At 64.5% G+C, this 12,468-nt stretch carries 13 protein-coding genes and 1 other RNA gene; 4 read left to right on the top strand and 10 right to left on the bottom strand.

The genetic code is table 11. The annotated features are described in order from the left end of the window. Nucleotides 1-23 precede the first annotated feature (23 nt). The 9 genes from ssrA to prfB form a co-directional block, all read right to left on the bottom strand. Nucleotides 24-394, bottom strand: a transfer-messenger RNA (tmRNA) gene (ssrA, locus tag CH271_RS15515). 65 nt (nucleotides 395-459) lie between these two features. Beyond that, entirely contained in the window at nucleotides 460-1,920 is a 1,461-nt protein-coding gene (locus tag CH271_RS15510; RefSeq protein WP_052047534.1) for an SDR family NAD(P)-dependent oxidoreductase, read from the bottom strand. A gap of 31 nt (nucleotides 1,921-1,951) precedes the next feature. Next, nucleotides 1,952-2,806 (bottom strand): DMT family transporter, encoded by an 855-nt coding sequence (locus CH271_RS15505; protein WP_037189831.1) that lies wholly within the window; start codon nucleotides 2,804-2,806, stop codon nucleotides 1,952-1,954. A gap of 8 nt (nucleotides 2,807-2,814) precedes the next feature. Then, a complete protein-coding gene (gene smpB / locus CH271_RS15500) occupies nucleotides 2,815-3,288 on the bottom strand; it encodes an SsrA-binding protein SmpB (RefSeq protein ID WP_032397704.1) in 474 nt (157 codons plus the stop codon). 83 nt (nucleotides 3,289-3,371) lie between these two features. After that, the gene (gene ftsX / locus CH271_RS15495) at nucleotides 3,372-4,277 is read right to left on the bottom strand and encodes a permease-like cell division protein FtsX (protein ID WP_037189832.1); all 906 of its coding nucleotides are present in this window, start codon (nucleotides 4,275-4,277) and stop codon (nucleotides 3,372-3,374) included. Nucleotides 4,278-4,343: 66 nt separating this feature from the next. Beyond that, a complete protein-coding gene (gene ftsE, locus CH271_RS15490; protein WP_027496574.1) occupies nucleotides 4,344-5,033 on the bottom strand; it encodes a cell division ATP-binding protein FtsE in 690 nt (229 codons plus the stop codon). An 86-nt stretch (nucleotides 5,034-5,119) separates the two neighbouring features. Next, a complete protein-coding gene (locus tag CH271_RS15485) occupies nucleotides 5,120-5,566 on the bottom strand; it encodes a hypothetical protein (RefSeq protein WP_094634159.1) in 447 nt (148 codons plus the stop codon). Then, a complete protein-coding gene (locus CH271_RS15480) occupies nucleotides 5,563-6,462 on the bottom strand; it encodes a mechanosensitive ion channel family protein (RefSeq protein WP_094634158.1) in 900 nt (299 codons plus the stop codon). Before CH271_RS15480 ends, CH271_RS15485 begins: the two co-directional genes overlap by 4 nt. Before the next feature lie 38 nt (nucleotides 6,463-6,500). After that, the gene (gene prfB / locus CH271_RS15475) at nucleotides 6,501-7,613 is read right to left on the bottom strand and encodes a peptide chain release factor 2 (RefSeq protein WP_027496571.1); all 1,113 of its coding nucleotides are present in this window, start codon (nucleotides 7,611-7,613) and stop codon (nucleotides 6,501-6,503) included. Nucleotides 7,614-7,837: 224 nt separating this feature from the next. Here prfB and CH271_RS15470 point away from each other — a divergent pair, with 224 nt between their 5' ends. Both CH271_RS15470 and CH271_RS15465 read left to right on the top strand, forming a co-directional pair. Then, entirely contained in the window at nucleotides 7,838-8,329 is a 492-nt protein-coding gene (locus tag CH271_RS15470) for a beta-class carbonic anhydrase (protein ID WP_094634525.1), read from the top strand. A gap of 59 nt (nucleotides 8,330-8,388) precedes the next feature. Next, nucleotides 8,389-9,192, top strand: a complete 804-nt coding sequence (locus CH271_RS15465; protein ID WP_037189834.1) for an inositol monophosphatase family protein — start codon at nucleotides 8,389-8,391, stop codon at nucleotides 9,190-9,192. Here the strand turns inward: CH271_RS15465 and CH271_RS15460 are convergent. Beyond that, nucleotides 9,189-9,557 (bottom strand): DUF1304 domain-containing protein, encoded by a 369-nt coding sequence (locus CH271_RS15460; RefSeq protein ID WP_037189835.1) that lies wholly within the window; start codon nucleotides 9,555-9,557, stop codon nucleotides 9,189-9,191. The genes CH271_RS15465 and CH271_RS15460 overlap by 4 nt on opposite strands. A 142-nt stretch (nucleotides 9,558-9,699) precedes the next feature. Here CH271_RS15460 and CH271_RS15455 point away from each other — a divergent pair, with 142 nt between their 5' ends. Both CH271_RS15455 and CH271_RS15450 read left to right on the top strand, forming a co-directional pair. Then, a complete protein-coding gene (locus tag CH271_RS15455; RefSeq protein ID WP_037190220.1) occupies nucleotides 9,700-11,109 on the top strand; it encodes an acyl-CoA dehydrogenase family protein in 1,410 nt (469 codons plus the stop codon). 44 nt (nucleotides 11,110-11,153) lie between these two features. Then, on the top strand, nucleotides 11,154-12,374 hold the full coding sequence (locus CH271_RS15450) for an acyl-CoA dehydrogenase family protein (RefSeq protein WP_037189836.1): 1,221 nt from the start codon (nucleotides 11,154-11,156) through the stop codon (nucleotides 12,372-12,374). Nucleotides 12,375-12,468 lie beyond the last annotated feature (94 nt).

The following is a 12,468-nucleotide window of genomic DNA, read 5'->3' as shown; positions in this document are numbered from 1 at the left end:
GTGTCTCTCGGCCCGGTCTTCGTCGGTGGAGCTGCCGGGAATCGAACCCGGGTCCTCTGCTGCATTGCCAGGGCTTCTCCGTGTGCAGTCCGCTATGCCTCTACTTGGATCTCCCGATCTCGCGAACAAGTCAGGATGACGATCCCAGCCACTGTTTGATGTTCCTCATCATCCCGCGGCCGGATGAATCGGTGAGCCCTCTAGCTGATGCCAGTACCCGGACCGAGGGCAAGCCCGGACTGACAGACACGCAGTCGCTACTTAGGCAGCGAGTGCGTAGTCGCGCTGATTGGAATCGGCGCTTATAAGGTTGCGATGACGCTTACGGTGGTCTCTCGCCTGCACCGACACGCTTCCCCTGACTCAACATACAAAGTCGAAACCGTTCAGCCCCGTATGTTCCCGAACACTGTGTCCGGGCTGTTCAGTGTAACGCCTCGCATGGCCACTTTCATCCCATCAACTGCCGGCACGGCGATCCGTCGCGCGCGATGCGGCATCGGCGTCCACACGCTGCACCACCGTGCGCAGCATTCGGCGCGCCACGACCAACCGTGCCGGCAGAGAGGCGTACCAGACCGCGCGACCGGCCAGACCACGGGGGAAGAACACCAACCGCTGCTCGATCGTCGGCTGCTTCGCCGTGCCGCCGACCGTCAGGTCGAGCCAGGCCTCGCCGGGCAGTCGGGTGGAGGACTTGAGCCGAGTGGTGTGTTCGGTGCCCGACGCGGATGCGTCGGGTCCGGTGACGTCGCGGTGCCAGCCGGTGAGAACGTCGGCGTCGGCCAATCGTTCGAGTGCGGGCCGGATCGCGGTCGACTTCGCTGCGCTTCGGGCGACGCGGGTGTCGGTGTAGACGACCTCGCCTGCCCACGCCGGATCCGAAGGCAGCGGGTCCGACGGTGCCGCGGTGCCGGTGGCGTCGGTCCACCGCGTCTCCACCTCACCGTCGTCGATCTTGCGCAGTGCCAATCTCACGGAGTCGCGGTAGCCGGTCAGGCCGCCGTCCGGACGGGGTACGACGGCGTCGATGTCCATCTCGTGGCCGACGGCGTCGTATTGCAGTGACTCGATGAGCGGCATCGCCAGCCCGCGCGGAATGGGAGTCACCAGCCCGATCCAGTGGCCTGCCAGACGCGGAGTCAACACCGGGAGCACGATGATTCGACGCTGCCGCAGACCCGCGACGTCGGCGTAGATGTTCATCATCTCGCCGTACTGCATGACGTCGGGACCACCGATGTCGAACGTTCTGGATTCGGTGATCGGCGCACTCGCGGCCCCGATCAGGTAGTGCAACACGTCGCGCACAGCGATGGGTTGGATGCGGTTGTGTACCCACCGCGGAGTGGTCATCACCGGAAGCCGGTTGGTCAGGTGCCGGATCATCTCGAACGACGCCGAGCCGGATCCGATCACGACCCCCGCCTGCAGCACCACGGTGGGAACGCCCGACTCGATCAGAATGCGACCCACCTCGGCACGAGACTTCAAGTGTGGCGAGAGCTCACCGGTCGGCGGATGCAGCCCGCCGAGGTAGACGATGCGACCGACGCCGCATTCGGCAGCAACGGCCGCGACGTTCTCGGCGCTGTCGCGTTCGGTGTCGGCGAAATCCGAGTGCCCTGCGGTGCCCATCGAGTGCACCAGGTAGTACATGATGTCGACTCCGCTGAGCGCTTCCTTCAACGATTCCCGATCGCTCAGATCGCCCTGAACGATCTCGACATTCGCCGCCCACGGCACGTTGTCGAGCTTGCTGGGGGTGCGAGCAAGCACTCGGACCCGGTACCCCTCGTCGAGCAGACGCGGTGCCAGACGCCCGCCCAGGTATCCCGTGGCACCGGTGACCAGAACGCGGGGAGGGCGTCCGTCGTCCTGAACCACGGGGATGTCGGACGGCGAATCGGAAGCTGTCATAAACGAGGTCATTACCCCCGAGCGGTCCAGTTCAACCTGCGAGGGCGATCATCGCGATCGCGCCGAGCGCCAACGCCATACCGATCTTCTGCAGAGTGCCGACTCTTTCGCCGAGCATCACCATGGCCAGCAATACCGTCGCGGCCGGATACAGCGAGGCGATGACGCTCACCAACGAGAGAAGACCGTCCTGATAGGCGTAGATCAGGGCGGCGTTGGCGACCACGTCGAGCACGCTGACGAATGCCGCAAGCTTGAGCACGCTGCCATGCGGGGGCGAGAAGTGCCCGGACGCCAGAGCTACTACCCAGACCACTGCGGTTGCCGACGCACGCGACGCCGCAAGCGGCCACAGTCCACTGCCGTCGCCGATCTGGTGCAGAAAAATGAACGCGAAAGCGAACGTCACGCCCGAACCGACCGTCAACCAGGCCACGGTTCGGGTGAACTTCATCTCCCGACCGCCTGCCACTTCACCGGTCACCTCGTCCGGGGATTCCTTGCTGACCAGCACCACGGCCACCAGGGCGACGGCGATGCCGACGAACGCGATGATGCCGGGACGCTCGCCCATCGACAGCCCGACCAGCACCGGGATACCGGCGACCAGTACTGCGGTGACAGGCGAGACCACAGCCATCGGCCCGGCGGCGAGGGCAAGGTAGAACCACCACACCGCAACGCCGCCTGCGACACCCGAGGCCAGTCCCCACAGCATCGCCTGCAGCTCGATGGTGCCACCGACGAACGGAGCTACGAGCAGAACGATCACCAGCGACAGCGGGTAGGACACGATGACCACCCGGAGGGCGGCAACCCGGCGGGATGCGACACCGCCGACGAAATCGCTCACCCCGTAGCCGACGGCAGCTACCAGAGCGAGCAGAACAGCGGTCAGCGCATTCCCTTCACACGACGCCCCAGCTCACGAGTGACCTCGCGTTCGGCGGTGCGTTTGGCCAACGACTGTCGCTTGTCGTAATCCTGCTTGCCCTTGGCCAGCGCAAGTTCGACCTTGACCTTGCCGTCGGAGAAATACATCGACAACGGCACCAGCGTCAGGTTTCCCTCTTTGACCTTGCTTGCAAGACGATCGATCTCGCGACGGTGGAGGAGCAGTTTGCGGTTTCGCCGCGGCGCATGGTTGGTCCAGCTACCGAGCGTGTATTCGGCGATGTGCAGTCCGCGTAGCCAGATCTCACCGTCGTCGACGGTCGCGAAGGCGTCGACCAGCGAGGCCTTGCCGTCACGCAGACTTTTGACCTCGGTTCCGACGAGGGCAACTCCGGCCTCGAGGACGTCGAGTATGGAGTAGTTGTGCCGCGCCTTGCGATTGGTCGCGATGGCCTTGCGGCCCTTCTCTCTCACTGCAGGGCCCTTTCTCGAGCGTTCGCCACGTGGAGCGGTTCCACGGGCAACCGCTCCAGCATAGAACCGAACGACAAGTGAATTTATTCGCGCACGTACAGGCGCAGCGTGATGTACGCCGTCACCGCTGCCATGCCGACTCCCACCAGCGCGAGGAACGGCGAGACGAGGAGAACGTCGCTGTTCGATATCCGGGCCAGAATATTCGCCTGATACACATCCGAGAGCACGTCGTCGATGAACATGTTCTTCGCGGTGAACAGGCCGGCGATGGCGAGCGCAGATCCGATCAGTGCCGCCACCACCGCCTCGAGCAGGAACGGCAGCTGGGTGTACCAGCGAGTGGCACCGACCAGCCGCATGATTCCGACCTCGGTTCGTCTGGTGAACGCGGCGATCTGAACCATGTTGGCGATCAACAGGATTGCCGCGATCGCCTGCACCGTCGCGATGGCGAAAGCAGCGTTGCGCACGCCGTTGAGCACACTGAACAGGCGCTCGACCAGATCGCGCTGATTGAGCACGCTCTGCACTCCCGGTCGATTCTCGAAGTTGTCGTTGATCACCCCGAACCGCTCGGGATCACTCAGGCGGACCTTGAACGACGCGGGAAAGCTGTCAGCACTGACCAGTTCGGCCAGTTCGGGCTGATCCTTGAACACTCGCTCGGTTGCGTCCTTCACCGCGTCCTCACGGTTGAGGTACTGCACCGAGACCACCGATGGCGTGTTCTCGAGATCCGAGCGCAACGTCGCGCAGGTCTCCTGCGCACAGTCGGCATCGCTCGCCGAGATGTCGTCGGTGAGGAAGATCTGCACCTCCACCCGATCGAGGAAGATCTGCTGAGTCTTTCCCGCCATCTGCACCACGAGCAGTCCGCCGCCGAACAGGCCGAGGGAGATAGCGGTCGTCAAGATCATGGCGACAGTCATGGTGATGTTGCGGCGAAGTCCGGTGAAGACCTCGCTGAAGATGAAACTTGCGCGCATCGCGGAATCCGAGCCCTTCGATTCGTTCGGTCGTGAAGTCTGTGCGGTCCTGAAACGGCGGCGGCGTCAGCGCCCGACGCCGTAGACCCCGCGGGCCTCGTCACGAACGACTCGTCCGTTGTCGAGTTCGACGACGCGTCGGCGCATCGAGTCGACGATGTGGTTGTCGTGGGTGGCCATGAGCACCGTCGTTCCGGTGCGGTTGATGCGCTCGAGCAGCAGCATGATGTCCTGGCTGGTATCCGGATCGAGGTTGCCGGTCGGCTCGTCCGCGAGCAGTACGAGCGGACGATTGACGAACGCCCGAGCGATGGCCACGCGCTGCTGTTCACCACCGGACAGCTCGTTGGGCAGACGATCCGACTTGCCGCCGAGTCCCACGAGGTCCAGAACTTCGGGAACGGTGCGCTTGATCATCGAGCGTGGCTTGCCGATCACCTCGAGCGCGAACGCCACGTTCTCCACGACGGTCTTCTGCTGCAACAGGCGGAAGTCCTGGAACACGCAGCCCATGCTCTGCCGCAGCCGAGGCACGCGTCGGGCCGCCAACCGGTTGACGTGAAAATCGGCGACGTGGATGTCCCCGGAGGTGGGCGTCTCCTCCTTGAGGAGCAGCCGCATGAACGTCGACTTACCCGAACCCGACGGACCGATCAGGAACACGAACTCACCCTTGTCGATGGAGACCGTCACCTTGTCCAGGGCAGGCCTGGTGGAGGTCTTGTAGGACTTGGAGACATTCGAGGTGCTGATCACGGGTCGCCAGTGTAGTCCTTACTCGCCGGTAACCGCCGGAACCGCTGGGGCGTCGCGGCGAGTCCCGAGAGACGGTAAAGGCCGACTCAGCGCGCGGATGTCGGCGCAGGTTGGGTGGGTATCAGCGACTGAATCGCCGGGGGAATCGGCACGCCGAACGGCGCGGTCGTCGTCGGTGGCACAGTCGTCGTGGTCGCAGGCTGGCCGGATTCGTCGACGCTTCCCGACCCATCCGGATCGGCGGTGGCCGTCGGAGTGGGCGAGACCGTGGTTGTCGAAAATCGCGGCTCGGAGGTCTGCGGTTGGATGTAAGGGGTGGTTGCATCCGGGTCTACGGCGACCGGGCCTTGCACTGGTTCGGCGTCTCGTTCTGCGATGTCGGCACTGACCTGCCCATACAGCAGGCCTGTGAGCACGAAGCAGATACCGAACGCGACGGTGGACGTGCGCACCCGGCCGTAGATCTTGTTCGGAATGCGCCACTGCCGCCAATTTCGTTGCGAGCGTTCGGTTCCGGTGTCGGGTGTACTCACTGGTCTTCCGTCCGATCTCGTCCTGACGATTCGGGTGCGACTCCGGCCGTACTCACGTCGGGGGCAACGTTGATGCCCTCGGGCTGCAGTGCGGCAGCGACCCGGACTCGAAGTTCTCGCCCCACCTGGAATTGCTTGCCCGGCAGTGTCCGTGCGACCAGCCGCACGTTGACCTGCCCCACCTCGATGCTCTCCACGCCCATCACGGTCGGTTCGTCGAGCAGGAGCGGACGCAACCGCGTATCGGCGAATGCGTCCCGGCCGACTGCACGGAGCAGCGCGTTGACCTGGGTGAGATCGGCGGTGCTGGGGACAGGAACATCGACGACGGCGCGCGCCCAATCCTTCGACAGGTTGATCGCCTTGACGATCTGCCCGTTGGGGACCGTGATGACCTCGCCGTCGACGCTACGAACCCGGGTCACTCGGAGCGTGACGTCCTCGACCGTGCCCTCGGCGTCTTCGGCGGAGCCGTTGACGGCGATCTGTACGACGTCACCGAAGCCGTACTGACGTTCGGTGATGATGAAGAAGCCGGCCAGGATGTCTTGAACCACGCGCTGAGCACCGAAGCCGAGGGCGGCACCGATGACCGTCGCGGGTGCGACAAGACCGCCGACGCCGAAGCCGAAGCGGCGCAGTACCTCGATGGTGACGAGGATGTAGATGAGAGTGACCAGCACCCAGGTGATGACCTGAGCCAGCGCATGACGGTGTTTCGCGGCCTCGGATCGCACGAGCGCGTCGCTGTGCTGGTAGTTCTGGTCGATGCGGGCAGTGATCCGAGATCCGGTCCAGGTGACGAAGCGCGCGGCCAGCAGTCCGCCGAGGATGTACAGCACGATTCCGAGGCCGTTGAGCTTGACCTCGTCCGTCACGTTGAGCCAGGCCGTCATCGGATCGTTGGAGTGCAGCCTGCGCAATGACCGGTCATCTACTGCTCCCCTCGCATGCGCCAGCGGATTCCGGATTCGAGGAATCCGTCGATGTCCCCGTCGAGAACAGTAGACGGATTGTTCACCTCGTACTCGGTACGCAAATCTTTGACCATCTGGTACGGGTGCAGTACGTACGAGCGCATCTGATTGCCCCAGGAGCTGCCGCCGTCACCCTTGAGCGCGTCCATCTCGGCGCGCTCTTCCTTGCGCTTGACCTCCAGCAGCTTGGCCTGCAGCACTCGCATGGCCGACACCTTGTTCTGCAGCTGCGACTTCTCGTTCTGACAGGTCACCACGATGCCGGTCGGGATGTGTGTCAATCGAACGGCGGAGTCGGTGGTGTTGACCGACTGCCCGCCCGGGCCGGACGAGCGGTAGACGTCCACGCGAATGTCGTTCTCGGGGATCTCGATGTGGTCGGTGGTCTCGACGACCGGAAGAACTTCCACCTCGGCGAAGGAGGTCTGGCGTCGACCCTGGTTGTCGAAGGGACTGATGCGCACGAGCCGATGCGTGCCCTGCTCCACCGACAACGTGCCGTACGTGTACGGGGCCTTCACAGCGAACGTGGCGCTCTTGATACCCGCTTCTTCGGCGTAGGACGTGTCGTAGACCTCGACGCCGTAGCCGTGCTTCTCGGCCCAGCGGATGTACATGCGCATGAGCATCTCCGCCCAGTCGGCGGCGTCGATTCCACCTGCGCCGGACCGGATGTTGACCAGTGCGTCGCGCGCGTCGTATTCGCCGGACAGCAGGGTCCGTACTTCCATGGCTGCGATGTCCTCTCGGAGCGAGGCGCGTTCGGCGTCGGCGTCGGCGGTGGCCGATGCGGCCGCCTCGCCCTCCTCGCCCTCGGCGAGCTCGTACAGAACCGGCATGTCCTCGAGGCGCTGACGGAGCTCTTCGACGCGGCGAAGCTCGGCCTGCGCATGCGAGAGCTGACTGGTCACCTGTTGAGCGTGTTCCTGGTCGTTCCACAGGTCCGGCGAGGCCGCCTGATGTTCGAGTTCGTCGATGCGTCGCCGCAGTTCCTCGACGTCGAGAACCGACTCGACGGTGGAGAGAGTGGTGTCGAGCTCGGCGAGGTCTGCAGAAACGTCGGGATGCACGAGAGTCAAGGTTACCGGCACGCGAACCCGAGCCCGACCGCCCCCGATTCCGCCGGCCCGCACGAGCCGGACGGAGACCGTCGTCGAGGGTTCGAACCGCGGTGATTTCAACTCTCGCCGGGCCACCGGTCGACTGCTAGCTTTCGGCTCATCGGCATATTCGCATGTCGACATGCCTGTCACCGCCCGGTGCCGGCCACACCCGCAGTCCACAGGAGCGTCGTATGACCGTCACCGACCAGTACCTCGAGAACAACAAGGCCTACGCCGCGACGTTCGACGGTCCCCTACCGCTCCCGCCGTCGAAGCACGTCGCCGTGGTGGCGTGCATGGACGCCCGACTCGACGTCTACCGCATTCTCGGTCTCGCCGACGGAGAAGCCCACGTCATCCGAAATGCCGGTGGCGTGATCACCGACGACGAGATCCGCTCGCTGGCCATCAGTCAGCGTCTGCTCGGCACCAAGGAGATCATCGTGATCCATCACACCGACTGCGGCATGCTCACATTCACCGACGACGAGTTCAAGAAAGATCTGCAGGACGAGACCGGCATCGAACCGAACTGGGCCGCGGAGTCGTTCTCCGACTTGGACCGCGATGTTCGCCAATCGCTCGCCCGCATCGAGCAGAGCCCGTTCGTCACGAAGCACGAATCCATTCGAGGCTTCGTCTTCGATGTGGCAACCGGGAAGCTGAACGAAGTCACCGGATAGGCCCGACCACACAGATCTCCGTATGCGAGACGCCGTATGCGCGGCGATAGTCTTCTCCCGTGACCGACTACGCCGCTGATCTCTCTCTCGCCCTCCGACTCGCCGACGAGGCCGACGCCATCACCCGTCGACGTTTTCTGGCCATGGATCTGTCGGTCGATTCCAAGCCCGATCTCACGCCCGTCAGTGACGCGGATCTGGCGGTGGAGACAATGATTCGCGCCGAACTCGGCTCGGAGCGTCCGGCAGACGCGTTGCTGGGCGAGGAGTACGGCGGCACGGCCACCTTCAGCGGCCGCCAGTGGGTCGTCGATCCCATCGACGGCACGAAGAATTTCGTCCGTGGCGTTCCAGTGTGGGCGACCTTGATCGCTCTGCTCGACGACGGCATACCTCGCGTCGGAGTGGTGAGCGCGCCTGCTCTGAACCGGCGGTGGTGGGCGGCACTCGATCTGGGAGCCTGGACGGCATCGGACGGGGGCACTCCGCGCCGGATCGAGGTCTCGAAGGTCGATTCGGTGGCGTCGTCGAGTCTGAGTTTCTCCAGCCTCAGCGGGTGGGCCGAATTGGGCATCAGGGATCGGTTCCTCGATCTGACCGACGCCGTGTGGCGGGTGCGCGGTTACGGCGACTTCTTCTCGTACTGCCTCGTTGCGGAGGGAGCAGTCGACATCGCCGCCGAACCCGAGGTCTCGCTGTGGGACCTGGCCGCCCTCGACGTTCTCGTACGCGAGGCCGGGGGCGATTTCACCGCGCTCGACGCCAGCGCAGGACCACACGGGGGCAGCGCCGTGGCCACCAACGGCCTACTGCAACACCAGATCCTCGCACTGCTGTCCCCCAGCGCGAAAAATCTCGCCTAGAGAACTGCAGCCAGAATCAGCGCGATCAGCGGCGTGATGCCCTGGACGAATGCGGGCCGGAAGTACTTTGCTCCGCCGGTGGCCAGAACGAGCGCTGCGCCGACGATGCTCGCGCACGCGAAGTAGACGATGGCGTCTCCCGCGGATCCGCCGACGACGAGGCCCACTACGATGCCGACGGCCAGAAACAGGTTGTAGAAGCCCTGGTTGAAGGCCATCGGCTTGGTGATGTCGGCGTCGTTCTGGCTGGCCACGCCGAACCTTGCCCATACGGCCGGCTTGGACCAGAGCACGCTTTCCATGACGAAGATGGCGACGTGGAGGGCCGCGGCAAGGGCGGCGAAGACCTGGGCGATCGGATGCACGCGAACAGCCTGTCACACCGATACGACGGGTGATACGAAAGGTCGTTCGAGTGTCGAGCGCCACCGGTACTTACTCGACAGTAGACAGCTAACTTACTCGGGAGTAAGATCTGTGAAGTCCGTGCCCGACGCCGAGGAACTGGTGATCATGAGCAAGCAAGACAGTGTGGTCGACGCGAAGGCCCCTAAGGTGCCCCGCGATACTTCTGCGGTTGGCCTCAACCCGTTCAAGAGAGATGCGATCGGAACCGCGATGCGCGTTCTGACCGCCATCACCGGATCGGAACTGGCGGAGAAGTACAACCTCCGCCAGACCATCGACCGGGTGACGTACGAGAGCACCAAGACCGGGTTCAAGACCCTCGGCGCTGCCAATCGCACGTTCGCCAAGGTCACCGGTGGCGGCAAGCCCAAGCGTCTCGACGACGGTGCCGCCAAGAACCTCAGCTACTTCGACCTGACGCCCGACGACGAACAGCGCATGATCGTCGAGACGGTCAAGGAGTTCGCCGAGGAGATCCTCCGCCCGGCCGCCTTCGACGCAGACCACAGCGCCTCGTCGCCCGAGGATCTGGTTCGCCGTTCCGCCGAGCTCGGCATCACGCTCATCAACGTTCCCGAGGAACTCGACGGTGCCGCCAGCGAGCGTGGCGCGGTCACCAACTCTCTCGTCGCCGAGGCACTCGCCCACGGTGACATGGGCTTGGCACTGCCCATCCTCGCGCCCAGCGGTGTCGCCGTCGCGCTCACCCAGTGGGGCACCGACGCACAGCAGAAGACCTACCTCCCCGCATTCGTCGGCGAGAAGGTGCCGAACGCAGCAGTGGTCGTCAACGAGCCCCGCGCACTGTTCGATCCGTACGCGTTGCAGACCAAGGCCGTTCGCTCCCCCAGCGGCTACAAGCTCAACGGAGTCAAGAGTCTCGTACCCGCTGCCGGCAGCTCCGAGCTGTTCGTCATCGCCGCAGAACTCGAAGGCCGTCCGGCATTCTTCATCGTCGAGTCCGACTCCAAGGGCCTTGTCGTCGAAGCCGACCCGAGCATGGGCCTGCGCGCAGCAGGCCTGGGTCGCCTGATCCTGACCGACGTCGCAGTTCCCGAGTCGGCACTGCTCGGTGACGGTGACGCAGATCAGCGGGCCGCCGAGTACAGCGCCGCCATCGGACTGGCGCGCCTCGGCTGGGCATCACTGGCCGTCGGCACCAGCCAGGCCGTACTCGACTACGTCGTTCCGTACGTCAACGACCGTGTTGCCTTCGGTGAGCCGATCAGCAACCGTCAGGCCGTGGCCTTCATGGTCGCCAACATCGCCATCGAGCTCGATGGCATGCGGTTGGTCACGCTGCGCGGTGCGTCTCGCGCCGAGCAGGGACTGTCGTTCACTCGTGAGTCCGCGCTGGCTCGTCGACTCGCATCCGAGAAGGGCATGCAGATCGGTTCCGACGGCGTGCAGCTGCTCGGCGGTCACGGTTTCACCAAGGAGCACCCGGTCGAGCGTTGGTACCGCGATCTGCGGTCCGTCGGCGTCGCCGAGGGCATCGTTCTCATCTAGCTCGCCGCCCCGAATTCCATGGCACTCACCCAAGGACATACACGATGATCAATCTTGAACTTCCCAAGAAGCTTCGGGCGCAGGCGAATCAGGCTCACCAGGTCGCTGCCGAGATCTTCCGCCCGATTTCCCGCAAGTACGACCTCGCCGAGCACGAGTACCCGGTGGAGCTCGACACCATGGCGTCGATGGTCGAAGGCATGTCCGACGCCGGTGGCGAAATCGGCGGAGCCGCCGGTGGCCGCGAGAAGGACAGCGAGTCGGCCAAGCCCAGCAAGACCGCGAATGCCAACGGCGGCAACATGTCCGCTCTGGTGAACGTGATCGAGACCTGCTGGGGCGATGTCGGCCTCACGCTGTCGATCCCCTACCAGGGACTCGGCAACTCGGCTATCGCGGCGGTGTCCACCGACGAGCAGCTCGAGCGCTTCGGCAAGGTATGGGCGTCGATGGCCATCACCGAGCCCAGCTTCGGATCGGACTCCGCGGCCGTCACCACCACCGCTGTCCTCGACGGCGACGAATGGGTGCTCAACGGCGAAAAGATCTACGTCACCGCCGGTGAGCGTTCCACCCACATCGTGGTGTGGGCAACGGTCGACAAGTCGCTCGGCCGCGCGGCCATCAAGTCGTTCGTCGTCCCGCGTGACGCTCCGGGCCTGTCGGTTGCCCGCCTCGAGCACAAGCTGGGCATCAAGGCCTCCGACACCGCAGCCCTGCTGCTCGAGGATTGCCGCATCCCGAAGGACAACCTGCTCGGCACCGCCGAGGTGAACGTCGAGAAGGGCTTCGCCGGCGTCATGCAGACCTTCGACAACACCCGGCCTCTGGTGGCAGGTATGGCAATCGGCGTCGCACGCGCGGCACTCGAGGAGCTGCGATCCATCCTGGTGGACGCCGGAGTCGACATCTCGTACGAGACGCCCGCCTACAACCAGCACGCGGCGGCCGCAGAGTTCCTGCGCCTCGAAGCGGACTGGGAGGCAGCACATCTGCTCGCACTGCGTGCGGCGTGGATGGCCGACAACAAGGAGCCCAACTCCTTGCAGGCCTCGATGTCCAAGGCCAAGGCCGGTCGCTCGGCCGTCGACATCACGCTCAAGGCAGTGGAACTGGCAGGCACGTACGGCTACTCGGAGCGCCCACTGCTCGAGAAGTGGAGCCGCGACTCCAAGATTCTCGACATCTTCGAGGGAACCCAGCAGATTCAGCAGCTGATCGTTGCTCGTCGAGTGCTCGGAAAGACCTCGGCAGAACTGAAGTGACTTTTGGCTCATCGTCGAGCCGAGAACCAACCACACAACGGCACCGGACATTGAGTCCGGTGCCGTTGTGCGTGCGCAAGAAAGAAAACTCCGG

Origin of the sequence: Rhodococcus sp. 05-340-2 (assembly GCF_002258915.1) — a bacterium.
Lineage (GTDB): Bacteria > Actinomycetota > Actinomycetes > Mycobacteriales > Mycobacteriaceae > Rhodococcoides.
Note: the sequence above shows the minus strand (reverse complement) of the source record. Positions and strands in the feature narration are given on the sequence as shown.

Excerpts from the sequence above, each read along its gene's own strand:
- CH271_RS15450 (WP_037189836.1), top strand. The coding sequence starts at position 11,154 with ATGATCAATCTTGAACTTCCCAAGAAGCTTCGGGCGCAGGCGAATCAG.
- CH271_RS15510 (WP_052047534.1), bottom strand. The coding sequence starts at position 1,920 with ATGACAGCTTCCGATTCGCCGTCCGACATCCCCGTGGTTCAGGACGAC.
- ftsX (WP_037189832.1), bottom strand. The coding sequence starts at position 4,277 with ATGCGCGCAAGTTTCATCTTCAGCGAGGTCTTCACCGGACTTCGCCGC.
- CH271_RS15470 (WP_094634525.1), top strand. The coding sequence starts at position 7,838 with ATGACCGTCACCGACCAGTACCTCGAGAACAACAAGGCCTACGCCGCG.
- CH271_RS15480 (WP_094634158.1), bottom strand. The coding sequence starts at position 6,462 with ATGACGGCCTGGCTCAACGTGACGGACGAGGTCAAGCTCAACGGCCTC.